The organism is Chryseobacterium joostei, from assembly GCF_003815775.1.
Lineage (GTDB): Bacteria > Bacteroidota > Bacteroidia > Flavobacteriales > Weeksellaceae > Chryseobacterium > Chryseobacterium joostei.
This window is the reverse complement of record NZ_CP033926.1, coordinates 4,290,877-4,317,277: the sequence shown is the minus strand read 5'-3', so window position 1 is coordinate 4,317,277 and position 26,401 is coordinate 4,290,877. Positions and strand designations below refer to the sequence as shown.

The 26,401-nt window shown below is 35.6% G+C and carries 25 protein-coding genes; 9 read left to right on the top strand and 16 right to left on the bottom strand.

Annotated features, from left to right (window positions below; genetic code table 11):
- Positions 1-24: 24 nt before the first annotated feature.
- The 10 genes from EG359_RS19740 to tssO all read right to left on the bottom strand — a co-directional run bounded on the left by EG359_RS19740 (position 25) and on the right by tssO (position 12,197).
- Entirely contained in the window at positions 25-597 is a 573-nt protein-coding gene (locus EG359_RS19740; protein ID WP_123867453.1) for a hypothetical protein, read from the bottom strand.
- Positions 598-1,022: 425 nt separating this feature from the next.
- On the bottom strand, positions 1,023-2,717 hold the full coding sequence (locus EG359_RS19735) for a lipase family protein (protein ID WP_076356679.1): 1,695 nt from the start codon (positions 2,715-2,717) through the stop codon (positions 1,023-1,025).
- Positions 2,718-2,830: 113 nt separating this feature from the next.
- A complete protein-coding gene (locus EG359_RS19730; protein ID WP_123867452.1) occupies positions 2,831-3,511 on the bottom strand; it encodes a hypothetical protein in 681 nt (226 codons plus the stop codon).
- 2 nt (positions 3,512-3,513) lie between these two features.
- Positions 3,514-4,854, bottom strand: a complete 1,341-nt coding sequence (locus tag EG359_RS19725) for a zinc metalloprotease (RefSeq protein ID WP_076356675.1) — start codon at positions 4,852-4,854, stop codon at positions 3,514-3,516.
- A 3-nt stretch (positions 4,855-4,857) separates the two neighbouring features.
- A complete protein-coding gene (locus tag EG359_RS19720) occupies positions 4,858-6,789 on the bottom strand; it encodes a type VI secretion system Vgr family protein (RefSeq protein ID WP_076356673.1) in 1,932 nt (643 codons plus the stop codon).
- Positions 6,790-6,959: 170 nt separating this feature from the next.
- Positions 6,960-7,367 carry a type VI secretion system tube protein TssD gene (gene tssD / locus EG359_RS19715; RefSeq protein ID WP_076356671.1) on the bottom strand — a complete coding sequence of 136 codons (408 nt, stop codon included), beginning with the start codon at positions 7,365-7,367 and terminating at the stop codon, positions 6,960-6,962.
- A gap of 345 nt (positions 7,368-7,712) precedes the next feature.
- Positions 7,713-10,118, bottom strand: coding sequence for a type VI secretion system protein TssR domain-containing protein (gene tssR, locus EG359_RS19710; protein WP_076356669.1), 2,406 nt, complete (start codon positions 10,116-10,118; stop codon positions 7,713-7,715).
- A gap of 46 nt (positions 10,119-10,164) precedes the next feature.
- On the bottom strand, positions 10,165-11,076 hold the full coding sequence (locus EG359_RS19705) for a PKD domain-containing protein (RefSeq protein WP_076356667.1): 912 nt from the start codon (positions 11,074-11,076) through the stop codon (positions 10,165-10,167).
- Between the two features lie 51 nt (positions 11,077-11,127).
- A complete protein-coding gene (locus EG359_RS19700) occupies positions 11,128-11,652 on the bottom strand; it encodes a type VI secretion system transmembrane protein TssO (RefSeq protein ID WP_076356665.1) in 525 nt (174 codons plus the stop codon).
- 11 nt (positions 11,653-11,663) lie between these two features.
- On the bottom strand, positions 11,664-12,197 hold the full coding sequence (tssO, locus tag EG359_RS19695) for a type VI secretion system TssO (protein ID WP_076356663.1): 534 nt from the start codon (positions 12,195-12,197) through the stop codon (positions 11,664-11,666).
- 180 nt (positions 12,198-12,377) lie between these two features.
- On the opposite strand from tssO, the gene EG359_RS19690 reads away from it, so the two are divergent.
- From EG359_RS19690 to EG359_RS19665, 6 genes are all read left to right on the top strand, one after another.
- Positions 12,378-13,049, top strand: coding sequence for a response regulator transcription factor (locus EG359_RS19690; protein ID WP_076356661.1), 672 nt, complete (start codon positions 12,378-12,380; stop codon positions 13,047-13,049).
- Between the two features lie 280 nt (positions 13,050-13,329).
- Positions 13,330-13,620 carry an HU family DNA-binding protein gene (locus EG359_RS19685; protein ID WP_002984212.1) on the top strand — a complete coding sequence of 97 codons (291 nt, stop codon included), beginning with the start codon at positions 13,330-13,332 and terminating at the stop codon, positions 13,618-13,620.
- 367 nt (positions 13,621-13,987) lie between these two features.
- Positions 13,988-15,547: an Rne/Rng family ribonuclease gene (locus tag EG359_RS19680; protein WP_076356659.1), complete on the top strand. Its 1,560-nt coding sequence runs from the start codon at positions 13,988-13,990 to the stop codon at positions 15,545-15,547.
- Between the two features lie 119 nt (positions 15,548-15,666).
- Positions 15,667-17,058, top strand: coding sequence for a T9SS type A sorting domain-containing protein (locus EG359_RS19675; protein WP_076356657.1), 1,392 nt, complete (start codon positions 15,667-15,669; stop codon positions 17,056-17,058).
- A 65-nt stretch (positions 17,059-17,123) separates the two neighbouring features.
- Positions 17,124-17,594 (top strand): OsmC family protein, encoded by a 471-nt coding sequence (locus EG359_RS19670; RefSeq protein WP_076356655.1) that lies wholly within the window; start codon positions 17,124-17,126, stop codon positions 17,592-17,594.
- Between the two features lie 226 nt (positions 17,595-17,820).
- Positions 17,821-18,471, top strand: a complete 651-nt coding sequence (locus EG359_RS19665; protein WP_228450476.1) for a response regulator transcription factor — start codon at positions 17,821-17,823, stop codon at positions 18,469-18,471.
- A gap of 259 nt (positions 18,472-18,730) precedes the next feature.
- Here the strand turns inward: EG359_RS19665 and EG359_RS19660 are convergent, their stop codons facing one another.
- The 6 genes from EG359_RS19660 to EG359_RS19635 form a co-directional block, all read right to left on the bottom strand.
- Entirely contained in the window at positions 18,731-20,242 is a 1,512-nt protein-coding gene (locus EG359_RS19660) for a carboxypeptidase-like regulatory domain-containing protein (RefSeq protein ID WP_076356653.1), read from the bottom strand.
- Positions 20,243-20,253: 11 nt separating this feature from the next.
- Positions 20,254-21,615, bottom strand: coding sequence for a CsgG/HfaB family protein (locus EG359_RS19655; protein WP_076356651.1), 1,362 nt, complete (start codon positions 21,613-21,615; stop codon positions 20,254-20,256).
- Between the two features lie 27 nt (positions 21,616-21,642).
- Complete coding sequence (locus EG359_RS19650; RefSeq protein ID WP_076356649.1) at positions 21,643-22,053, bottom strand: curli production assembly/transport component CsgF; 411 nt, start codon at positions 22,051-22,053, stop codon at positions 21,643-21,645.
- An 11-nt stretch (positions 22,054-22,064) separates the two neighbouring features.
- Positions 22,065-22,796 carry a CsgE family curli-type amyloid fiber assembly protein gene (locus EG359_RS19645; protein ID WP_076356647.1) on the bottom strand — a complete coding sequence of 244 codons (732 nt, stop codon included), beginning with the start codon at positions 22,794-22,796 and terminating at the stop codon, positions 22,065-22,067.
- Positions 22,797-22,806: 10 nt separating this feature from the next.
- Complete coding sequence (locus tag EG359_RS19640) at positions 22,807-23,205, bottom strand: hypothetical protein (protein WP_076356645.1); 399 nt, start codon at positions 23,203-23,205, stop codon at positions 22,807-22,809.
- Positions 23,206-23,375: 170 nt separating this feature from the next.
- On the bottom strand, positions 23,376-24,194 hold the full coding sequence (locus tag EG359_RS19635; protein WP_076356643.1) for an RIP homotypic interaction motif-containing protein: 819 nt from the start codon (positions 24,192-24,194) through the stop codon (positions 23,376-23,378).
- A gap of 295 nt (positions 24,195-24,489) precedes the next feature.
- On the opposite strand from EG359_RS19635, the gene EG359_RS19630 reads away from it, so the two are divergent.
- The 3 genes from EG359_RS19630 to EG359_RS19620 are packed head-to-tail and all read left to right on the top strand — an operon-like array spanning position 24,490 to position 26,395.
- Entirely contained in the window at positions 24,490-25,119 is a 630-nt protein-coding gene (locus tag EG359_RS19630) for an NUDIX hydrolase (RefSeq protein ID WP_076356641.1), read from the top strand.
- A 27-nt stretch (positions 25,120-25,146) separates the two neighbouring features.
- Entirely contained in the window at positions 25,147-25,953 is an 807-nt protein-coding gene (locus EG359_RS19625; RefSeq protein WP_068939518.1) for a lysophospholipid acyltransferase family protein, read from the top strand.
- 4 nt (positions 25,954-25,957) lie between these two features.
- On the top strand, positions 25,958-26,395 hold the full coding sequence (locus EG359_RS19620) for a hypothetical protein (RefSeq protein ID WP_076356639.1): 438 nt from the start codon (positions 25,958-25,960) through the stop codon (positions 26,393-26,395).
- Positions 26,396-26,401 lie beyond the last annotated feature (6 nt).

The window sequence follows — 26,401 nt, the reverse complement described above, 5'->3', positions numbered from 1 at the left end:
GGTTGTCTAGTTTGGTTAACTTGGTTATTTTTTTTCGTTTTCTTTATATAAAGCCAGGCATTTCTCCTCATAATCAAAACACAGGGCATCGCCAAATGTTTCCAGATAAGTAACCGGAAACGTCATTTTTGTTTTAATGGTTGGCATTTTTTGTAGTTTTCCGTGGGATACTCTATAAAAGTTTCCAATATACTCATTGGTGATAAGATTTACCCTTGACTCTCCTTTTGCTTCATCACCGTAATCGAAGCTTAGGATATCATCAATTCTTCGCATTTGCACCAAACGCATTTTCTTTGCCTTGGCATCATATTCAAAAACACATCTAAAGCCTGATCTGTCGAAATCATTCCAAAATTCAAATCCTTTTTTTGTAGGTTCCAATGTATTTCCGAAATTCAATTTCTGAATGACGCCGCTTTGTATTTTTTTAAATTTTTGGGTAGATAAAAAACAAATAAGGGTACGGCTATCACTATCAATACGAATCGTATCTTTTATGGAGTCTCCGTCAAGATCCTTGATGATTTCACGGGTTGTTTGTCCAAAGGCCAAAACTGATAGGCCCATTAAGAGCAAAAAACTTACTTTCTTCATTACTTTACTGTTATTTAATACCTTTTACATTCATGATTTACCATGAATACGCTGTCATTTTAATCTTTCTAAAAGTCATAAGATCTTATTGGGCGAAAGGATCATCTATTAAACCACTAATTCCTACATACCAGTAAAAAATATAGTAAATGATATACAGCAAAACCAGTGCGATAATGATTATTAAGATTTTAAAAAGGGTATTTTTAGCAATTTTACTATAGAGAAAATGGCTTCCTGTTATGATTAAGGAAACGGGAATTGAAAATATAATTCCAAATCTTAATATAATATTTGAAACAGACTTTAAGTTAAATTGTACTTCAGGAATATCAATAAACAAGAAAAGAACTATTACAATATTAACGAATAAAAAAAGAATTAAAAATTCAATAAAAAATGATTTTAATAATCTCATTGCTGTACTATTTTTTTTTGTAACCCGGGTTTTTACCAGAACTGAAAGCATTCTTTAGCCCCTCCTCTACCTGTGGCCATAACTGAGTATGGCTTAAACTGTGTGAAGCCATAGCCAAATAAGGAACCGTCCCCGGTCTTTTCATCATATCTGAAATTTCCCGCTCATCTTTTTCTGCCACCAAATCGGCATTATATTGTTTCACAAGATCAATATAAACCTCCAGATTTTTTCTTAATATTTTAATCTGGGCATCTATTTGACCTGTAAAGTACATTTCTGCTCCATGTAGGGCATAAGTTACATATTTTACTTTATTCGGTTTTACAAACTGGCTTAGCAACCTCATCAATACTTCCTGAAGATTATTATTTTGAACTGCTTTTGATGTATTTGATATAAACCTCTTGGATACCAATTTTTTATTTCTGGTATGATAAGGATCGCTGGTTGTAATATTGACATCTAAGATGGGAAGCCCTTTTGTTTGATGTACAGGTGTCCAGGACGTTACTTCAATACTATCTGTAATACCTGCTTCAGCAGCAAAAACCTTAGCTAAAAAGTTGAGCATATAACTATCGGTAACACCTGTTTTTATACTGAAAAGATTATTAATAGCACCGATTCCTGATGCAAGGTCCAGATCTGCAAAAAATTCTGGTCTTCCGTAGCCTCCTGCACGGTTTCTGCTATTTCTATTAAAAGTAGCATGGCTTGTAAAGGTCCAGTGTTGGAAAATCTTCAATACATTGATAAACTGATCCATTTCCTTTGTTAGGTTAGGCTTACTTGGCTTTATATTTTCAAGGTAGTTGATGAACTCCGCTGTAAGTTGGTTTATACCTGCTAATCCCGTAGCTGTTTCTCTCCAAAGTTGTGGTCCCTCAGTATCATCATTGATCCATACATTCAGTAAATGTTTAAATGCAGAAGTATCTACAGACTTTAGCGTATCCAATCCTGTCTGGAAGCTTTTCATTTGAAAGTTTCTCAGAAAAATTTCCAGATTTACCAAGCTGAAATCTGCAATAAGCTGCTGGGTAAGGTCATATTCATTATGTACATTAATGATCTTACATTCTTTATGCAGTTTACTATGATTAAGCTGGTGTTTCTTCTTGAAAAAAGGAGTAGATAAATAGGTGATGCTTTTTACTTTCCAAGGCTTAGGATATTTTGCATCCGTTGCTATAAGCTCTGTAAACTGATTGATAACATTTCCACCATGAGAATGCCCTATTAAATGGATATGAACTTCCTGATTTTTCCAGAATTTGTATACTCTCAAAAATAAATCCAACAGCCTTTCTGCTGCAAGATTTCTTTCCTTTGTATCGTTATCTCCTGACCAGCTGAAAAAATCGCCTTCAATATGGAGATCTAAAAACTGTGGCTTTATATCTTTTATCTTGTTCCAGAAATTATTCTGGCTGCTTCTCCAGTAATTGGTATTGGCCTGATGCTTCAGACCTGCCGTATTCACAGGATCTGTAGTTCCGGCTACAAACATTACCACATCAATGATTCTTTTTTCAGACTTGGGTGGACTTTTAGGACCGCCATATTTTATACCATTTGCTTCCCCGGTTTCGGTTACAGACTCACCAGCACTGGTAATAATGTTTTCCTTGGAATACATGCTGTGTCCCTCCTGAGATATTTTGGTATACGTTCCTTTTACGATTCTCGTCCTGCTCATAGCTGAATGATATTTTGATTGTTCGTAACTGCAGTTTTATCTTTACATTCTATGATAAAAAAGAATACTCCTAAAATTAAAATAATGTTTTTATCTGTAAAACAATTTCAAATCTAACGTGCAAGCGGATTCAATGTGTATTCTGTTACACTTAGCTCAGCGCCTGTATTTCCGTTAAGAATTGCTTTTTTAAATAAATAAGATTCTCCGTCACCAGCCATTTTTCCGGTGTTCCAATTGAGTTCCCAAACATAGGCATTGTATTTTTTGGATTGGGATCTTGAGATTTCACCATTTTTAGTAAAATCTACCTTTTTATCTTTACCATATTTTAAAACTTTATTCAGATCGAATGCATAGTTTTCATCTTTATCTTCGGTCTTTACAACAGCACCATTCTGGTAATACTCCCATTTTCCGATCTCTAAATTGTTTCCGAAATAATGTTTAACAGACTGTAATGTACCTGTATTGTCAAAGGTAAAGATATCTCTAAGCCTGTTGGTAATTACTTCTTCCACATAGTTTTGTACGAGACTTTTTGTATAGGTTTCTTCTACGTATCCATCCTTAATAATGTGATACTGCTTCACATAAGTATCCTTATCCTTGGCATATCCTTCATAGGAGGGATCTTTCTTTATATTAGCTTCATACTTTGCAATATCAAATTTTGTCATTTGTACATTGGTGTTTACTGATGGTGTTATATTTTGGTTGGAAACATATTTCTCTTTATTGCTTTCACTACAATTAAAGAATGACAGCAAAATCCATATAAAAATTATTTTCATAATTAAATCATTTTTTTTAATATATCCCATTGCCATTTATATGTTTGCTTTGCTATAATTGCTGTAGACTGAGAGTAGTAATCCATAATATTATCTGTATGGAATTTTTCGAATGTCAAAGGACCATCATTATCAAATGTATGGTATAATCCGATAGCATGAAGCAACTCATGGGTGGCGGTTGTTTTTACGGATTCAAAAGGAACTCCTGCCGTGGTAGCTGTATCTTGTAAATTAAGGACAAATACTGTTTTTGAGGGAATATCCTGGGCCTGTCCCAAAAGATAGCCACCACTCGCTAAATGTATCACCTCAGAAATAAAGTAAACTCTATAGAAATCATCATATCTGTTGCCTACCACGCTGCCATCTGAAAACTTAGCTGCCCTCAATTTAGCATCAAGATATTGATGGATTCCGCTGTTACTTCTCAGCTTTGGAATAAAGTTAGCATCACTGGAAAGATTGATATTAATGCTCTTAACATCAACATTGATGTAAGCCTGTTTCATATAGTTCTTCAATCTTTCGGCCTCTCCGGTTGTGCTTCCTGTTCCGGATGATGAAATGACTTTAATAAATAATACCTTACCCTGTTTTTGATGCGCAGCATCATTGGCCAGGATCTTTATTTTACCACAAACGGTATCATCTGCCCAAACTTCAATAATCTGATCTCTGCTGAAAGATTTCAGACAAGTGATCTCAAGAAAATTATCCAAAGTGTATTTTCCTTTTTTTATAGTGATCTGATCTTTATTAAATTTAAAGTAATCATTTTTATCATCTTTCCCCTTAAGATGTACAATGGTAAGTTTTTTAGGTTCTTCCTCAATTTCAATTTTTAATGATAATTTTTGGGTATCTCCTTTATAAATTGTCATATAAGGAACAGGATACAAATAGGGCTGCTTATTCACCTTGGGCTTCCAGAAGATAGTCATATTACTAAACTTATTTAAAAGTTTGCTATATTCTGCAGCTTCTTTCACAAAGGTTCCACCATAGTATATCTGTTGTAATGCATTGGTGGAAGAATTTCTATATTTCCCTACAATATTTCTATACCATGTATCTCCTTTTTTACCTGTATCGCCTGCTCTTAGCCAATCAAAACCAAATTCCCCACTCCAATTGGCGTGAGGTCTAAACATAACGATACATTTTGCCTTAATTTCTCCTGCAGGAGGATTTTTAGGGTCTCCATAGCTTACCCCGTCTTTCTCTCCGGTTTCTGTTATGGCTGCTCCTGCATTGGTTATAATATTTGCATTAGAGTACATGCTATGGCCTTCATGAGAAATCTTGGTATAGGTACCCTTTACAATTCTCGTTCTGCTCATTGCTTAATGTGATTTGGATTTTTCTCCGCTATTATTTTGTACTTCTTCCTGTGCATGTTTATGAACAAACTTACTGGATTGTATATTCATATCTTTTTCACTGACTTCGTTTCTCTCTTTCTTTGTTTCGCTGTGAACATCTCCATCAATCATCTCTGTCAGTTTTCCGGTAATAAACATACTTGCGTCTCCAACTACGGAGGTCATTTTCATTGCGCCTACACTTTCCGTATTGTTCATTCCGATACTGTTGGATTTATTCATTCCCACGGTTGTCGTCATATTTTCACCTACATTGATGTTCATATTCTTACAATTCAGGGTCATGGTTTCCGGTGCTGTGATATTAATGTTGCTTCCTGTAGTATCCAGGTGAATTTCATTACCGCTTTTATCAGTGATGATGATGCTTTCATCTTCTGTAAAAACAACTCTGTGTCCACTTCTGGTCTGAATAGATTTTACACGGTTATCTGCACCACCACCTAATCCAACGCCACCATGGAACATTCCTCCCATTACAAATGGCCTGTCAGGATGACTGTGAACAAAGTTAACCATTACCTGATCTCCTACTTCAGGAATGGCTACATATCCTCGGTTTTGAGTAATCTGGTCAGTTCCTCCTGCATCCGGGGTCATTACACGTACAAAGTGGGTAACATCATTCATCTGCCAGTCGAATCTTACCTGAACTCTACCCTGACCTTCTGGATCTGCATTGGCAATTACTGTTGCAATTTGGGGCTGAGCAATAGGAACTGTAAATTCAGGTTTTGGTAAGAATCCTGTATCTGCTGCAATGGATTCAAAACTTCCTTTATAATGCCCAATAGTGTCAATTTCATGGACAACGTCAGTTACCATAATCTTAGTAAAATAAGTGGTTTCATTAGTGTCCGGCTTTCTCATATGAATATCCACTACACATCCGGGATGCAAAAACGGAACAGTTGTAGAACCAGAAACTGAAAATACGCTTACGGCTTCACTTCCTGAAGCACTTTTTTGTGAGTTTTCTACATCCAAATGAGTGGACGCCTTAATGGGTGCCACCTGAAGAGCGGGAGTTTTGTATATTTTTTCGTTATGACTGTAAGCAGTCTTGGCAAGATCTCCTAAGTGATTAACCGGAGTTTCTCCTGAGGTTAACTTTTCATTTTTACTGCTGTTATAGCCATAGTATTGTGGCTTTGTATGAACAGCCTTTAATTCTACTTTGATATCATCCGCATTACTTCCATAGGTAAGTTTTATAGGCTTATTCTGAGGCGGAAGTTTTCCAAAATGTAATACTTCTCCGTCATAATAGAACTGTTCGCCATAGGCTTCTGCCATTCTTGCAAGATAGTTATAATGCGTTTCGTTGTACTGGCTGCTGTAGATAATCTGAGAATAGTCGTTGGTATCTACTCTGATATCAAAACGTCCTTTGTCTATTCCCTGCTTAATAACCTCTTCAGCAATAATCCCCATATTAACAGGCTGTGCTCCTCCAAAGCTTTGAATATGAGGAGCTCCATCCAATAATATTGTTGGACTGTAGCCGGAAAGAACAATATTCCCCAAACTCATCTTCTCTTGGCTGAATCCTACCTTGGTAATGATTCCTACAAAATTTCTTTCAGGACTTTGTTCTATATCTTTATAGGAAATAACCACTGTGAGGCGTTTCCCTAAGAATTTATTAGCTTCTTCAAGGGTATGACTCTGTCTGTCACCCAATGCATCATGGGCAAGGGTAAGGCTGAACTCGTGGTGATTACCTGCTTTTTGTTTAAGTGTGAAATGTTTATAATACTTAATAATTTTCCCCTCCACAACCAGTGAAAGTTTTACCAGCCTATTGATTCCTGCCTGGTGGTTTTCAGAAACTCCGTCTGCATTTTGTGATGGACGGAATGAAGAACCTCTTGTCTGTGATTCGGTTTTCATATGCTTTGTGTTTGGTTTAGTTTAAAGATAGCATTTTTTTACGAAATAGTCACCATATCAATATGATATGAAAATAAAACAACCAATATAAAGTTCATCCTAGGCAAAAAAAGACCGCCTTTAGTAGGGACAGTCTTTTTTTCGTATGAATGTTGATAATGTGTATAATTTTAGCTAGTTGGCCAAAGTCCTGCATACTCAGAAGTACCATAACCAATTGTTTCAGCACTGATTACGAAGCTGATCAACATACTATTGCTGTCAATTGCATCAAAATCAACCTGGTGCTGGATTACGTATCCATTTTGCCAGTTCAAAGTGATCAATGTTCCCTCTTCGTGAGATTTGTTAAAAACAATTTCTCCTACTGTAGGTTTATATTTTCCGTTCAATAAACTTTCCAGAATATCAGATTTTTCAGTAGCTTCTACTGTAACCTTGATTAATGCATTGGATGGGTCTGATGCTACACGTCCTGATACGTCTGTAGATCTGGCTACACTATAGTTCATCTTTAATAGCTTTTGACCTTCTCCGTTATTAAATTTTAAGATTCCTCTCGAATTTCTTTCTGCCATGATTTGTAAATTTTAATCGTTAGTAATATTTTGTGATTCAGTGATTGTGTAGCAAATATAGAGGGTCTTTCACTCTTAAAAAAACTTTTAAAGATAAATCTGAAAAATTGTAGTAGTTCTACTACTTTTTGTAGTAATTCTACGACATTGGATTTACAAACATCATGATAACCACTATCATTAAAGCGATTTAACCATTTCTACACTTTAAAGATAAAACGTCTTTTTACACCTGAAAGAGAAATAAACGGCTTCCAGATCAAAATTTTAAATGACCTTGAGTTCATTATATAAAAAAAGCAGAAGTACAATTACTCCTGCTTTTCATATTATAAGAAATAACAATTAATGTTTAGTATATTCCGGTGCTTCTGTTGGAAGTCTTGACGGTGTAAAATACTCGTTAAGCCAATAGAATGTCTGTCCGTTTTGCTGGATTTTCACAGCCGGATTATTTCTATGATTAAGCATTCTTTCTGCCAGATCCTTGTAGTGACGGAAATACGTTCTTACTGTTTCATTAGGAACAATTTTAGACTTTTTCCATCCTTTAAGCTTATACTTGGCCATCAATTCTTCTTCAGAAAGATCGAATCCTGTACTCATTCCAACAGCATAGGACATTGGTAATTCATAAAGGTCTCCTTTATCCAGGAATTTGATGGTAGGATTGTATTTCTTTAACAGTTTTACATATTCTCTGATTGCTGCTGCCTGATTGAAATCTGCTTTTTCAGCACCTGTATTTTTGTATACTTCTGTGTAGAAAGCTTTCAGATTGTCGTACTCTGCTTCAGAAATAAGAATTCCTTTTTCTATTCCCGGAGTATATTCTTTCAATTCTTTTGGAATATATCCTTTTACCAGGAATGGATTTCCGTAGTTGATCAGCTGTGCTGCAATTCCTGCAGAAACCGGATTGGTAAGCCCCGGATACAGATATTTATATTTCAAGTCAACATCTGTTTTTCCTGCCCCTACAGAAGAGTGGAAGTACTCATTAAGCGATTTATCAACATTCTGATTATCCACTGTCACCTGTGCAATAAGACTATCTACAGATTTCTTCAGGAATCCCGGTGTAGCAACGTCTCCTTTTTTAGGAAAAATAACGAATCCCTGGGACATACTTTGCTTAGGATAAGCCAATGAGAAAAATCCGGCATCTCCTTCTACTAAGCTGAAATTATTCTTGGTAAGAACATCTGACTGATTGATAATTTTTTGCTTTTTAAGCTCGGCAATATTTTTAGCAGTAGCAGTAACTACATTTTCTGCCATTAATACAAAATCATTGTAGGTATCGGAAGATCTCGCACTGGTCTGGAACATAATCAGTCTTGCCTGGGCCTGTGTAAGGGAACCTATCACACTGTACATATTTCCACTTTGGTTAGCAGATGTTCCTACAGTCACTACAATATTGGTTTCATCCGGAACATTGGAGAGAAGATTTCCGGCTGCAGAAAGCGCCTCTCCTACCGGCTGGTAGCCACTATTACTGGCACAGTTCATCTCATTGGTCTTCTGATCAATAAATGTTGTGATTTTACTGTAGTCAGTACTTAGGTTAGATACTGAAAGATTATTTCCGCAAGGGTTATTTTTATATAAAACAACACCATATTTCACATTATTGAAATAAGATGGTTTTTCAAATCTAAGCTGTAAATCCTGCAACAATGATTTTACAATTGGGGCATAAGGAGCATTTCCGGCACTTACATCCAATGCAAAAACAATATTGATATTTTTATCTCTATCTGTAATCTCTCTGTAACGGTCAAAATAGATAGGCTCTCCTAAAACATTGAACACGTAGTTTTTACTGTAATCCAGAATATTGGTAAAATACTTCGTTTTGGAATTGGGAGTAGGAGCTTCATTTAAAGGTAAAGTCACGGGGAAAATATTTTCCAGTGGTTTTCTTTTATTGACATCAGTAAGCAGAATTGCTGTTTTATTTTCAGCATCAGATCCTGATCCTCCAGGGTACCCTTCATGTATTCCCAATTCGGATTCGCTGATTCCTGTTGTATTTTTCAGTTTTACAGCGGAACGTTCTCCCCATGTAGAAATCACGTTAGAACTTACCCATCCGTAAAGGCCTTTACCAATACTGTCTATATCAACAGACGGCTTTTTACCTACCAGGAATCTCTTATTATTCTCTGCCTGCTTGTATACATACACCATTTGCCCGTTAGGAATTTTAACGTTGGCAGTTTCAATAAGGCTTGGTGAATTGAACACCATAATAGAGTCGTTTTTGTAGTATCTTTCAGCGTTTTTAATAACTTCACTGTTGTTAGGTACTACTGCCACCCTTACAGGATACCCAGTTTTTTCGCTTTTTAGAGAGTGATTCCATAGAAGCAGGTCCGATTCAGGAATCCAACCGTATGTTTTTACGGATTTTGATGATACTTTCTTCATTAAGGCATCCGGAACATATTCCGCAACCTTTACCATTCCATCTCTATGTTTTAAAACCATTAAAGGCTCCAGAAATTTAACTTCCTTGTATGATTTTTCATCATCTTTATCCAAATAAGCCGTGTTTCTTGATCGGTCTGAAATAACGATCCATGGAACTGACTTTTTAGGATAACCATTGACTACCGGTGAATTATCTACCTGGCCATACTGTGATGGCTCCGGAGTTTTCTTTGACGGCAGCTTTACCTGGCAACTCGTCAATAATACTGATAATCCTATGTAATATGCTGCTAGAGGAAATTTATTTTTCATCCTATTTTATCTTTTATGATTGGCGCATCCAGAAGACTGGACGGTATTATTTGCTTTGGTTTATATCTACTTTTGTTACACAGTTTTGTGTATCGTCAAAATTCACTTTTACAGTTTGGATCACCATGTTTTTGTCAAACTGAAGACCTGCACAATACATGTAGAAGTTATTTACTTTACTTTCGTTTACCTTTACCACTGTATTTTCATTGTTACACAGATAGGTTTTCAACAGGTAATTATAATGCGTGTTGAAACTGTTTCCGTTAGCAATTTGCTGTAGGTGGTATTTAAAGTCGTTATCGATTTTCGCATAAGAATCTTCTACAGATACTTCCTCTTCTTCAAGAGGGTTATAAATAGGTTTAATCTTGATACGGTGGTAAATAGGCTCCTGGCTTTCTTCTGTGTACAAAGTAACCACATAATCTCCCGCTTTTTTATAGGAATAAATAGCTAGTTTCTCTTTAGAATCTGTATTACCTGTTTCTCCAAACTTCCATGCAAACTGTGTAGCATCAGAAACAGCACGGAACTGTACATTTTCATTCAGCATAGCTTCTACCGGTGCCTCAATGATTGTTTTGGATTTTACGCTGTCTTTGGATTGCTTCACGCTTCTTGCCGATACCATTACCGGGAAAGATTTAGTGTACTTGTTGTCAACGATCAAACTTACCTGGTAATATCCCGGTTTATTATAAAAGTGGATTCCACTATTTTTATCAGAAGTTGTACCGTCTCCAAAATTCCATCTCTTGGATTTTGCAAACTGGGTTTTATCTTCAAATAAAAGTGTATCCCCTACCGACAATGCAGACGGATAAACTACCCCAACAATATCATCAGCAGAGTGGATTACCTTTTTCTGCAGCCAAAGTGCAACAAGGGCTGCAATGAGCAATGTTGCAATAACACCGATAATAATGTTCTTTTTGTTCTTTTGAAAATAATTCATAGTTAATAATTGTGATGTGTTTTATTTATAGTTCCTATATTCATTACTGAATTACTGCGTGCGTGCCTTTAGAGCACTTTTACGCTGATAAATCTTATCCTGCTTATCTTTGAAGCCAATTCTGCATTCTTCCACCTGCTTTTCAAATCTCTTGATATCATCTGAAGTAGTTGAAATTATCTTTTTGTCTTCAAAATACATTTTGTAGAATTTAGCGATCTGTGGGTAGGCATCTTTTCGGGTATCAACAATGTCGTAGCTTTTAAAGTAATTGTTAAGATCATTAACCCCTACAAAGATATTGTTTTCCACAAAAGGCTGTGGAGCTTCGTCTGTAAGTTTAGTAATCATGGTATAAGTACTATCCATGATTGGCAGAATAACTTTCTGATGTTGGTCAAACTCTGCTTTCTGTTCAAGATTGTGAATACCTCTTACATCTTCATCAGAAAACGGAGATTCAAATCCTTTTAAAAAGATAACTCCCAAAAATAACATGGCAGTTACAAGCATCAGTATTAAATAAAAAAACTGATAATGCCTTTCCTTCTTAGATAATGTAATGTGTCCTTGCATATCCTTTATTTTTATCTTCTTTTACCTCCTGTAAAATTTCTTGTATAGTCTTTTCTAAGCTCATTATTGGCCCTTCCTACTTTTCCCATACATTCTTCCAGATCCCTTAGAACTGTTTTCTTCTTATACTCAACGCCTATAATTTTAGTTTTTAAATTAATCATAGGTTCTATCTGTTTCATTAAAACAGCATAGTGCTTAAAGTTCCCTGTACTGTCTTTCCCCATAATATTTTTAGCATCCCTCACGTTATCCATGATATTGGTTCTCAGAAATACATCATTCTGCACCTTGTTCATGTCAAGCTGGGTCATACGGTCATAAATATTATCTACATGAGTTTTCAGTAAGTCACTTCGGCGCATCAGTTCCATATAATTTTCTGCTTCCCTGCTAATCCCTTCTCGTTGTATATCGTAGCTTTTAAAAAAGAGGTACAGACAACCAAAGGATACCACAGACAATACAGCAAAAGAAAGAATAAACTTCCAAATGCCCGTTCTGACGTCAGATTTGTTCAATTTTTTTTCCCTGTTCGAAGACATATATTTGCGATTTGTTTGGCCTGTGAAAATATAAAAAAAAATTTTTATGCACAATACGTATTTTCCCCGCCCTGTTTTCGTGAAATCCCTGATTAAATTAATATTAATTTCCACTTTAATAAGTTTTTCATAAATTAGGCCTCTGAATTTTAAATATCATTCGCCAAATCGATATTAAGAATGAGTAAAATATTATCTAATACCGTGCGTTTCTCAATAGCAGACAGTGATTTTTATTTTAAAAAAATAATGATCAAAACCCTAATGGAGAACCCTTTCTATATGCTTCTGAATGACTGTAACAATGGCCACGAGCTTGTTAACAGAATTTACAGAAGACAGGAAGATGTATTTGTTATTGAGCTATTTATGCCGGTATTGAGTGGAATTGAAGCCATTAAGTACATTAGAAAAAACAACACAGAAACTCCTATTGTCACCTATTCGGGGACTTATCAGGAGGATATGGCTGAAATTCTTTCGAAGATCCCTAATATATACTATTGCCAAAAGAAAAGTAATATTATTAAGGATATCATTAAAGGAAGTATAGCTTCTGACGATTTTGATTATGCAGCCTATTCCAAAGAATGGGAGCAGCAACCGTTGGCTGTGCAGGAATACATGGACAGGCAGAAAAAGGGGCAAGAAGAGCTGTCGTCATCAGAAATACAGCTGATGAGATTCTGCTACGAAGGGTTCAGTAATAAAGAAATTGCAGAAAAGCTGAATCTGAGTACAAGAACCATTGATACCTACATCAATAGGCTTACAGAAAAGCTGGGACTGAAGACAAAACTTCACCTTATTCGATTCTGTGTAGAAAATGGATATTATAATTCCAGTTTGTAAAAAGATTTTGAATTTTATTTTTGAATTTCTCATTGGTAAGAAGTACGGAATCCCCTTGTAGTAAATGGTTTGCCAGTTTTTCCTTAAGATTATTCCTTTAAATTTCAACATTGCTGTACATTCATATTATTTTATTATTAAATTATCTCCAATTCACGTTAACATAGTGTATACATTGAAAACTGAGCGATCTGGAGAAAAATATTTTGCCACTAATTTGCTAGTATTCAATTTTTTTAACTAAATTTGCACACCTAAAATTTAAAATTAAAATAAGGAAATGACAAAGGCAGAATTGGTAAACACCATCTCAAATAAGTTGGGAACAGAAAAGAATGAGACACAGAAAGTTGTAGAAGCTTTTATGCAGGAGATCAGAACTTCTATGTATAATGGGGATAACGTTTATCTGAGAGGTTTTGGTTCTTTTATCATTAAAACAAGAGCTGCTAAAACAGGAAGAAATATTTCTAAGAACACTGCAATTGAGATTCCTGCTCATAACATTCCTGCTTTCAAACCTTCAAAATCTTTTGTAGAGAAAGTAAAAACGAAAGTTGCAGTAAAATAAGAACATTAACTGAATATTAACTAGTTACTAAAAAATTAAAATTATGCCAAGCGGAAAGAAAAGAAAAAGACACAAGGTTGCAACACACAAAAGAAAGAAAAGAAGAAGAGCAAACAGACATAAGAAAAAATAATCTCTTCTTATCGAGATTCAAAATATAATAATATAGTTGGTGATTTTAAATTTTTAAAGTTCACCGACTATATTTTTGTTTGCAACTATAAGATTCCGCGGAAAATGGATGGTTTCAAATATTATTTTAATAAAAATATAATGGTTTTCATTCAAAATCCTTATATTTAATAGATGAATTAATCATGAACACCCCCTATTCCCTAAAATCTTAACAATTTTATCTTATAACAAAATGAAGAAAGAACTAATAGTTTCGCATGAAGATGATCTTACAAAGATTGCACTGCTGGAAGACGGAAGACTATGTGAACTTCATGAGCAAGAAGACAAAAGCGATTTTATAGTTGGAGATCTGTTTATAGGAAAAGTAAAAAAGCTGGCACCTAACCTGAATGCAGCATTCGTAAATATTGGATATGACAAGGATGCATTTCTACATTATCAGGATCTGGGACCGCAATATCTTACCTACAGAAAGTTTTTAAGAGATACTATTTCTAAAAAACAAAGCACTTCAAGCTTAAAAAATTTCGAGATACAGCCCGAAATAGATAAAAACGGAACGGTAGAAAAAGTAATAGCAAAGGATGATCTTGTTCTGCTACAGATTACCAAAGAGCCTATTTCTACAAAAGGACCCAGAATTTCTACCCAAATTTCACTTACAGGCCGTTTTTTGGTTTTAATTCCATTCGACAATAAGGTTTCCATTTCCAAAAAAATCAGAAGTTCTGAGGAAAAAGAAAGACTGAGAACTCTTATAGACAGTATCAAGCCTGAAGGTTTTGGAGTTATCATAAGAACTGTAGCCGAAGGAAAAAAGGTTGCTGACCTACATAATGATATGAATCAGCTGATTCAAAAATGGGAAAGCACTTTTAAAAATATCCAGAGAAACAAAGTTCCGTCCAAAGTTTTAAGCGAAGAAGACAAAGCTTCAGCTATTTTAAGGGACAATTTTAATCAGGATTTTGTGAATATCATTTGCGATGATGAGCAGATGGTACATGAAATGACCAATTACGTTGAAGTAATTGCTCCTGAAAAGAAAAATATTGTCCAGTTTTATGATTCTCATATTCCACTCCTGGAATATTACAATGTTGAAAAACAACTTAAACAAAGCTTCGGAAAACACGTAAACATTCCAAGCTCAAAAGGCGCTTATCTTGTTATTGAACACACAGAAGCACTTCACGTCGTTGACGTCAACTCCGGAAATAACATTACCACCGGAACTGCTGTTAATAAAGAACACGCCCTAAAGGTGAATAAAATGGCAGCCACTGAGATTGCCAGACAGCTTCGCCTCCGCGATATGGGAGGCATCATTGTGATTGACTTCATCGACATGATCAATTCCGATCACAGAAGAGATCTTTATGAACATCTAAAAGAGGAAATGAAGCGTGACAAAGCACGTCACAAAATTCTTCCTCCAAGTAAATTCGGTCTGATCCAGATTACCAGACAAAGAAACCGTCCGGAAAAACAGATCGAAACCAAAGAAGAAAACCCGAACAAAGATGGAGAAATTGTAGCTCCAATTGTTATCGTGGAAAGAATGGGTGAAACCTTAAGAAATATTCTGCAGAAAGAAAAAGGAAAAATTTATCTGCATGTACACCCATTTGTAGAAGCCTATTTAACGAAAGGCATCAAAAGTATCCAAATGAAATGGTTTATCAAATACAAAAAATGGGTAACCATTGTTCCAAGGGATTCTTTTAAATATTTAGAATACAAAATCTACAATGCAAAAAAAGAAGAATTAATAGAATTCTCTAATTAAGACAAAATTCAAACCTCTAGTTTTACTGGAGGTTTTTTTATTATATTTGCAAAAAAGTGCTGAGAAAAATTAAAATTATTATCGGCTTTTTTTAAAACACATTTTAGAAACTCAAATAAATGAAAAAAATTTTATTACTGGCTATTCTGGTGATCCAGAATATCTCTGCTCAGATTATTTCGAAGGATCCAACTTTTGCTATCAATGGAATAGCTACAATGCCAGGAAACCTTACCTGGTCTATGGCTCAAGATTCTAACAATCAAATTTATTTTACACATAATGTGAATACTGGCAATGGAATCAATGTCACTGAATCTTATGTAACAAAACTTACAGCCAACGGAACTCTAGATCAAACTTTCGGGAACAGCGGTAAACTTCAATTACCTAATAACAGCTACCTGAATGAAGTTAAAGTACAATCAGATGGAAAATTGGTCGTTTTCGGCTTTACGAATACAGAAGCAGCCGCAATATCCAGAATACTTCCTAATGGGCAATTAGACAATTCTTTTGCAACAAACGGTACTGTTATTATACCGTCCCTTATTACTGATCAAGAGTATGCTTCCTATGGAATTATTTTGCAGAATGACAAAATACTTGTTCATGCTATCAGATACATTCAAAACATTCAGCACAACCACATAATTCTCAGACTTAACGCCAATGGAAGTTTGGATAATACTTTCGGAAACAATGGCTATGTAACCACGCAAGGAAGTCCTGCAGGCAGAACATTTGTACGTATGGACAACCAATCTAATATTATCTGTTTCAATAGTAACGGCGGTTTTATTCAAAAATTTAATTCAAATGGGCAACCAATAACTAGCTTTGGGAATAATGGCACTGCACCCTTGTTAGATGCTAACGGATATGGATATGGCAATACTAGTGCTGTATTTGTAGATAGCAATAATAAAATTCTTTTCTCCCTAGGTTCAGATGATAAACTTTTAAGAATAAACCCGGACGGAAGTCTTGATAATACATTTAACTACAATGTAAATACAAATTCCGGACTGAATGGAGGCGCATGGATTCAAAGTATTACAGAAGAAGAGGGATCTTATTATATTGGAGGAGCAGGCAATTCAAGTAATTTAATTTCAAAACTTACTCAAAATGGTTCAGTGGAACCTATTTTTAACAATTATCTACAAACAGATTCTGATGTGGAGGAAATGATTGTTAATAATGGCAATATCATTATAAGAGGAAACGGACATATTGTAAAGTATCTGCTTACCAATGCTACCTTGTCAACAACTGATATTACAAAGATCAATAATGATATTTCCTTTGAAAACCCTATGAAGCAAGCCTTGGTTTATCAATCAAAGGAAAAAGTAAACAAAATTGAAATTTATTCTCTTGACGGAAAGATTTTAAAAACCTTAAAAGGCAGCAACATTTCTGTTTCTGATTTACCTAAAGGTGTTTATATGGCTAAAGTCACCTTTGAAAAAGGAAATAGCACAGCAAAAAAACTTATCAAGGACTAATAAACTTGATATTTGATTTTTTTTAAGTATTTGCTAATTTTAGCAGATACTTTTTTTTTATTAAAATGAGCAAAGAGCACCATTACAAAACTACGATTCAGTGGACAGGAAATAAGGGAACCGGAACCAGCGGCTACAGAGATTATGAAAGGAGCCATATTATCTCTGTAGATCATAAAATTAACATTGAAGGTTCATCTGACCCATCATTCCGGGGAGATCAAACAAAGCATAATCCTGAAGAAATTTTTATTTCCTCGCTTTCCTCATGTCATATGCTTTGGTATCTTCATTTTTGTTCCGAAGCAGGCGTTATTGTTACAGACTATATGGATGAGGCTACCGGTATCATGGCAGAAACACCCAATGGAAGTGGGCATTTTACTGAAGTTACCTTACATCCTAAAATTACGGTGGCGGATAGATCAATGATAGAAAAAGCAGAACAGCTGCATCATAAAGCTAATGAATTTTGTTTTATTGCCAACTCAGTTAATTTTCCGGTAAAACATATCCCTGTCGTGTTAGTTAAATAATTTAATTGATCAAAACAACAACACTTAAATACCGACAGAATAAGAAATTTTGACACAATAACTCTAAATTATCACATCAAAACTCAACAAAAAGAGAATTATATTAATGAATAATCAATAAAAATAACAATTTACCATCAATATATATATTAAAAAATGAAAATATATGTCAATTTTGTTTAAAATATGAAGTTTTTTTTATATTTTTATATAAATAAAACTAACCATGATGAAACCAAGACTAACCATTTTTGACGAGCCTATGTTGTACACTGAAGGCCTGTCGAAATTGCTGACCCAAAGCAAAATCTTCAACTCAATTCATATCTGTAATTCATTAGAAACTCTTTCAAAGCATTTAAAGGATGAACCTCCTGAGATTCTTGTGATGAGCTCAAACATGTTAATGCTTACAGAACTTTACAAATCTGTAGAAAATATAACCTCCGAAAATCATACTATCAAAATAATTATTATTGGAAATTGCTATGATGTAATTGATATTCGTAAGCTTTTCAACAAAGGCATAAAAAGTTATCTTGATAAAAACTGCAAGTATGATGAGTTTTTAAAATCTATTAATGCCTTACTTCTCAACGAAATTTATATCTGTGATCATGCCAAGGAAAGAATGATCAACTTTATTAGCAACGAACATGAAAAAAGAAGTATTCACATAAGAGATCCCCTCACCCGCCGTGAAATGGAAATTCTTAAACTTATCTGTGACGGCTTCAGCAGTAAAGATATCTCTGAAAAATTATTTATAAGCATCAATACGGTAGAAACACACCGAAAAAAAATTCTTTTGAAACTCAACGTCAAAAACACGGTAGGAGTCGTAAAATATGCTATTGAGAACCATATTATCGACTAATCTAAAACCAAGAAAAATTCCAGATCTTACGGTCTGGAATTTTTATTTGCCTATTTCCCAAATTCCTATTAATAACAAGCCAGGCAAAACTGATTATTAATTCTTACAGATATGATAGATAATAAAGAATAAGATTTCGGATAGGAATAAGAGTAAAACTTTAATCATGAATTATATTCTACATTCCGAAATCTTATTCTTTTTAACTTGCATTTCGCAGTACAAACCACGAATTAATTCTTGGTATTAATCTATCTCATTATTCGTAATCCGGCATCTCTCCGTTACTGAAAAGTGCAGAACGCGTAAGATCCGTCATACTACTACTCAGGTTAACTACCATTACATTTCTTTGAGAAATATTATCATTGGAAGTATTCATAAAGATCACCTGTGCATTATTTGGCGAGAACCTTGGATCAAGATCATTTGTTCCCATTGCTTTTTCGCTTTCCGCAGAAATGTCATAAAGGGCATCAGTGCTTAGATTATAGATAAAAATATGGGAATCCAGCTGACGGTAATTTCCGCTTCCGTCCTGATATCCGGATATATCACGGGTAAACAGGAGAAGTTGTCCGTCTACAGAGAAATTAAGGCCTCCGCTGGCTCCCAATGATCCGGACAGTACCGTTTTAAGGACATTTCCTGTAATATCTATCACGTATACCTTTGTGTTATAGCCATTATAGTCATTCGTCTTCAAGGCGATTTTACTTCCGTCATAACTCCAGTCACACTCGGAGATCAAACTTCCGTCAGGCGTGGTGTACACCAATGTAAGGCCACTGCCGTCTTTATTAATCCTATACAGTTTATTAAAGTTTGAATAAATAATTTCTTTACCGTTGGTACTCCAGGCAAAATCCATTTCAAAATTATTGAATCCGGCGACCGGAACGGTTGTTACTTTAAAAGGATTGGAACCGTCTGGATTGGCAGTGTAAATATGTGTACTTCCACCTTCTGTTCGGAGAAATGCTATAAGGCCGGCATTGTTATTTTTCCTTGGCCTCCAGCTGTTGTACGATGAATCAGTAAACTGAAAATGATTTCCTGCATCATCGCTGGATATTATTACAAAATTACCGTTTTGTTTTTGTACATAATGATACCTGTTGGCAGGAACCGTATTGGTAGTAAATTTACTGATTAAACTTAAAACTGGCTGGTGAATGCCGTCCGAAACAGACACCTGCCAGAAGTAACTTACACCAAACTTCAAATTTGAAAGCGTATAATGATTAGCTGTCAAATCATTAACCTGAATCACGTTAGTGTCAAGATTATTTTTAATTGTCAAACTGTACTTTAAAACATCTGCTGTATCCGGATCTGTTGCACTCCAGGTCAGCTCAACGCTTAACGGTTGATTTACCGCATTATCTATCGGACTTAGCAGTTGCGGTGTTGTGGGTGGAGAGTTCAGAGATTCATCATCATCCATCTCAAATACCACCGTCACTGTCTGATTTTGATTCTGCATATTAACAGACTGAAAGCTTGTAATATATCCTGAAAGTTCTGCTTTTACGGAGTAATTCCCTACCGGCATAGCTGCGATTTCAAAAGAGCCGTCGGTACCACTGAAAACCGTCTGTGTGGTAGGATTTGTAAAGATTTTCACATTGGCAAGCGGCGTATTACTGCCTCTTTTCACTACTTTCCCTTTTAATATTCCTGTTTGAGCCTGTTCTACAAGGTCTTCACTACATGAAAACAGACAAAAGGCTAGGATGAATATACTGAGTATTTTTATTAAAGTTTTCATAATTGGTGTTTTTATTTGTTTCCAAGGTAAAAATTGATTCCCAAAGCAAAGCGTAGGGCCTGATCTTTTCTTTTTCCGCTTACAAGACCTTCCCAATCGTCCTTGAAGCCAAGGTCATATTGTGCTGAAGCTCTCAGAGAAACATTAGGACTAAACATATATTCAAGTCCTCCTCCAAACTGTCCTTTGTATTGAGGTTTGTATTTAGAATACAAGGCCCCTACTCCTCCATAAATGTATGGACTAAATCTGTACTTGGGAAAAAGCAGATACTCCAGATTTACTTCCGGACCGAAGTAGTTTCTTTTTACAATATTTTCATTTTCCAACGTAAAATAATTGCCACTAATTTCTACATTGAAATTGGGATTGAGAAAGTATTTAACCCCTGCTTTTCCTCCTATATTCATCTTAGGATTTACATAGTCATCTTTTACTTTCTGTGCCTCTACGTTGGCAAATACGGATACTTTTTGTCTGTAATTATTCGGAAATCTATTTCCAATTACTCTTCCGTCATTATGCTCTTGTTCTCTATTATATTCATTAATCAGAGCCTGATAACTTCTGTCTTCAATGGCTTTTCCCCATATCTTATCCTGAATTCCCTCTATAATAAGAGATTTCACTGCTTTTTCAATAGCTTCAGTTACGGCGAGTTGAACTGGTTCATTTTGGGTAAATCCCACTTCACCTTCCAGGAGTCTTTCCGTATCTACATATCGGAAAACGCTGCCGTTCACGCTGGTTGAAAGAATGGTTTTGGAAGTATAAACAGTTTTAAGGATTTCTCCGTTAAGTGTGGAGACAGCACGCAGATAAATGGTAATTCTATCCTGACGATATTGTGTGGAAGCACCAATTCCGAAGTATCTGGCACCGAGGCCTCCCGTTAAGATATTACTGTCATAGGAAATAACTCCACCTTCCAGAAGAATTCCGGCATATAGAAGTGGTGGAAGTGCCTGGCTGCTTTTATCTGCATCCTTGATGTATTCCTGACGTGTGGATCTGATGATTTGTCTTTCATTGAGTAGATTTGCGATGTTTTCCCTTTCAATCGGGATAAACCATCGGCTATCTTCCAGTGCCTTGATGAGTATAGTAGTGGTTCCTTGTGGCACTGCGGTACTCCAGTTGTTTCCGTTTTCCGATGGTTTATACTGGCCTGTCTGGTCTCTGAATTTGTAGACTCCTATTACTACTTTTTCTTTTGGTAAAGGAAGATTCTTTAATTCTTGTGTAGAAGAGGTTACCTCTCCCATCGTTGGCTTTTCGGGATCTGAGGGTAAGCCAAAGATAGAACTACAAGCCTGCAAAATACATAGCAGAAAACTACAGAAAAAAATTCTGGTGTAAATGTAAGTTCTCATGGTAAGTTTGGTTTTTAAGTTTATTTTTTATTTTGGAATTACGATCTCGGACTGATCGCCTGTACTGGTATCCAAAATATTGATCAAAAGTCCCTGATTCGTGTTGGTAATCTGTAGGTAAAGTGATCCGAAGAGGTAGTTACCGGGTTTTATACTTCCGTCTCCGAACTGATCTTCAAACAGTTTTCTTGAAAGCTCACTGAGGATCTGTCTGTTGAGACTTTGGGTGAAGCTGTCAAGAGAATTTACACGATCAAGTAATTTACTATAATCGGTTTTTTCATCAAATGGATTTTGTGCGTTTGCAGAGCTTAATAGCCACTGGTAGTTAAAAGTATCTCCTCCGAATGCCGGATTTACGGGTTTATAAACGAGCTGTTGAGATTTTCCGTAGAAAATACCCGCAATAAAGATTAAAATAATGATTAATGTTTTCATGGCGGACGTTTTTAGTAGATAAATTCATTTTTAATAAGGTTTTTCTTTGCGTTAAATTCTTTGATATATTTTAAGCTGAAAGCCAGTTGTTCCTTTAGGTAATCCTCTCCCGGATTGCTCATGAAACTGTAGATCACTTTATCATCAATCTGGATATTGATCTGGCCGCTTGTTCCACGGAGGGGAAGTTCAGAAATAGTAACGGCGTTGCTGCTTTTATCCGGAAGCTGGCTGTATTGCATATAAAACATATCATAAAAGTCTTTTCCAACCTTAGTTTTGGTTTCATCAATGGTAAGGCCTTTCAACTCATAAACAGCATCATCTTCTATTTTAGCTATTTTCTTTTTAAAAAGATCACTGTTGAGTTCCAGGCTATCCTTAGCCACTAATGTTCGGGTTTCTTCATCTCTGATGTACAGAAAAGCTTTCAGAGCATCTTTAGAATCAAGGTTTACACTGAACTCAGACAAAACCTTTACCTCATTGGGATTTACGGAAAATTTACCACTTTGCTGATTGTTGGAAAGATTTCCTCCGTTTCCTTTTTTTATGGATACCAAAAGATAATTCAGTTCTTTGTAGACAGCAGTATTATTCATTACAACCGCTTTGAGCTTAATCTGATTTTCCAGAAAGCTGCTCTGGATTTTAGCGGTTACTTTTTTATCCTCCTGCCCATAAGCCAATACAGACAGGACGATAAAAAAAGTGCTCAGACTCAGGGAATATAAAAGTTTCATCACCTGTGTTTTAATAATTTCTCATGAAAACTGTTTTATTGTCTCCCTTTACATTGATCTGAATTCCATCAGAGATACTGTTGCTTCCCGTAATATCAATAATATTATTACTTCCTTGAGCAGTAATGGCAGTTTGGGTTTCTTTATCTGTAAATGAATTGATAAAAAAAAGAGCATTGTAGTCCCCCAACTGTTTTACAGTAATACTAGTTCTTGCATTAAGAGAAAGCTCGGCATTGTTATTATTCCCCACCTGAATGATATCGGAATAATAGGAGCTCTGATCAATAGTCTGTCTGGATATAAGATTGAAGACTGTATTACTATTCACCTTATCCCAGTCGATTTCCTGAGCATGCAATGGCAATAACACAATTAGAGCTAGAGCGCTCCATCTTAAGTTAAACATGGCATTTTATTTTAATTAAAGGTACATTAATAGAGAATTGAAAAAAACACGCCCAGTAGGTACTGATGTAAAATCACTGTTTACGGGGATATTTTTAGTAGTAAGCCAAAAAAGGAGAAACCACCCTGTAGTTCCTCCTTATTTTTAAAGATTTACAGTATAAAAAGGGCTTAATTGGACTGATTCACGATCATTGAGTTTCCGTTACCTACCTGAGTTCCTAGATGGAAATGTGAATCACCAGTTTGAGTGATCCAGCTAAAGTTACCATTACCCATCTGTAAGTCAATAGCTGTATTGGAATCTCCTAATTGAAATTGGTATAATTGGTTAGCGTTACCAACCTGTACTCCTACGGCAGTGTTATCATCTCCAACCTGAACAGCAGCGGCAACGTTATTGCTACCAAATTGAGTATGGTTTGCAACGTTATCATTACCATCTTGATATTGAACAAGGAAGTTGTTAGATCCCACTTGAAGTCCATCTGCTTCATTTCTTCTTCCTAACTGAACTTGGAAAGCAGAGTTACCGGTTCCTAACTGGATTGCGGAAGCATCATTTCTTCTTCCATCCTGATACTGAACTACAGCGTTACCTACACCCACCTGAATTGAAGATGCATTATTTCTTCTTCCAATCTGAGTTTGAGTTGTAGAGTTAAGAACCCCAAACTGCCAAGTTGAAGCAGAGTTTCTGTTTCCCAGTTGGCTTACATTATTTGAGTTTGCAATACCAATCTGATCAACATCTATCGAGTTTCTGTTTCCGGTACTTACTGCAGTATTCATATTTAAGATACCTACCTGATCAATATCTGCAGTATTACGATTCCCTGTTTGTGTTAAGGAATTAATGTTCAAAAGACCTGTTTGGTCTACAGTAGCTGTATTCAAGTTTCCAGTTTGAGTAGTTACGTCAATATTAAATTGAGCGAAGCTGAAACTCATGGCGATTAGTGTAAACACACCTGCAAGTAAATTTTTCATTTTATTAAAAATTAATTGGTTAATAGTATGACAAAGGTATACTCTGCTTCAATGTGAAAAACCACCATCAAAGTGTAAATTCTAAAAATCACCATATACAGTTCTTAAAGTCACCATTTATGGTTTTTAGGAAGTCATGGGTTCCAGTTACGTAAAAATACGGTATTGATTGCAGGGATGGGGACATGAACAGAGAATCGTCAATTCATTTTTAATCTTCCCATTCTATTCATTACATTGGTTAATTAATGTTAAGGCTCTTACTTCTTCAAGAATATATTGTTAAATTTGAGCTATGGAAAATTTTGGAAAAGATTTATTAAGAAAAATAAAAAGTGTAGAACTTCCTGGTGAACACGCCCATGGAGTATTCTCACCTCCCTCACGTCCCGTTTTCACCTATGACGAAGTACTGGCAAAAAATCCCAAGTTTGCAGCAGTTAACATTGTATTGTATTTAAGAGACAACGAATGGTATTTTCCACTGATCCAAAGAACGATTAATGAACACGACAGACATAGCGGGCAGATCTCCTTACCAGGCGGAAAGCGCGAGGAAATGGATAGGGATTTTGCTGAAACAGCTGTTCGGGAAACCTCTGAAGAAATCGGGATAGACAAGCATTATGTAAGGATTATAAGAGAAATGTCACCTATCTATGTTCCACCAAGCAATTTTTACGTGTATCCTTATATTTCATATACTAAAAAGAATCCCGAATTTATTCTTCAGCAGAGCGAAGCCGTGGAATCTATCGAGTTCCCTATCACGTCTTTCCTAAATCTGTCAGATACTCCTGAAATTATGGCGCTTCCGAGTGCGGGAGGACATGAAGTTCCTGTAATCAATTTCAACGGATATATTATCTGGGGTGCTACAGCAATGATATTAAGTGAATTCAGCCAGTTGCTGAAAAAAATGTAACTTTGCACAACCGTGTTTAATTGAGAAATGGCGAAGAAAAATATTTTCACCGATGCATTCGGAACACCTTATTTTTTGAAAAGGTTTATTATTTTTATTTTAGGAGTTGTATCATACAGAAGATTCAACGGCTTTAATAAGTTAAAAATAACCGGTACAGAACACCTTGTGGATCTTCCGGACTCTAATGTACTGTTTGTATCTAACCATCAAACTTATTTTGCAGATGTAGCAGCCATGTATCATGCTTTCTGTGCCGTAAATAACGGATATTTGAATACAATCAAAAATCCAATCTACCTGTTGAATCCCAAAATCGATTTTTACTATGTAGCGGCTGAAGAAACCATGAATAAAGGTATTCTTCCTAAAATTTTCAAAATAGCAGGTGCCGTTACCGTAAAAAGAACTTGGAGAGCTGAGGGAAAAAATGTCAACAGAATGGTAGACATGAGTGAGGTAGACAATATCATGAAGGCACTGGACAATGGCTGGGTAGCCACTTTCCCACAAGGGACAACATCTGCCTTTGCACAGGGACGAAGAGGTACTGCCAAATTGGTGAAAAACCAGCGCCCTATAGTTATTCCGATTAAGATTAACGGTTTCAGAAGAGCATTTGATAAAAAAGGACTCCGCGTAAAGGTAACCGGTGTAAAACCTACGATGGAATTCAAGGCTCCTCTGGATATTGATTACGATAATGAAAAAGCACCGGAAATTCTATTGAAGATCATGACTGCCATTGAGCAGACTGAAGACTTCAACCTACTACACAATTATGATGAAGAACTTAAAGCTAAAAAATTAGAACAAAAGGACTCAAATAATTAAAATTATGAACAGAATAATTGGAATCTTATTCGCCATCATAGTACTCGTTTCATGTAATAGCCAAAAGGTATATTCAGATTTTGACATCAGCTATTCTAAGAGCGGAGGTTATGCTCCGGTATATGAAAATTTGCTTATCAAAGGGAATAACGTTCATTATTCTTTTGAAGGCCAGGGAAAAAAGCATAAAGAAGACTTTAAAATCTCTAATGAGGATTTGAAGAAACTGGATCAGGTTCTTTCCCAAAATAACTTCAGAAGAATACAGGAAGACCGTAAAAAACTTTACGATAATGTTTCAACTTCTATTAATGTGAAGAAAGGTCCGAATGAAGGCAGTAAAACAGATGCCAGCATGATTATTCCAAACTATCAGACAAACTGGAACAACATTCTTGAGGCTTTCCAGCAGATCATTAATACTAATGTTAAAAAACAGTAATTACAA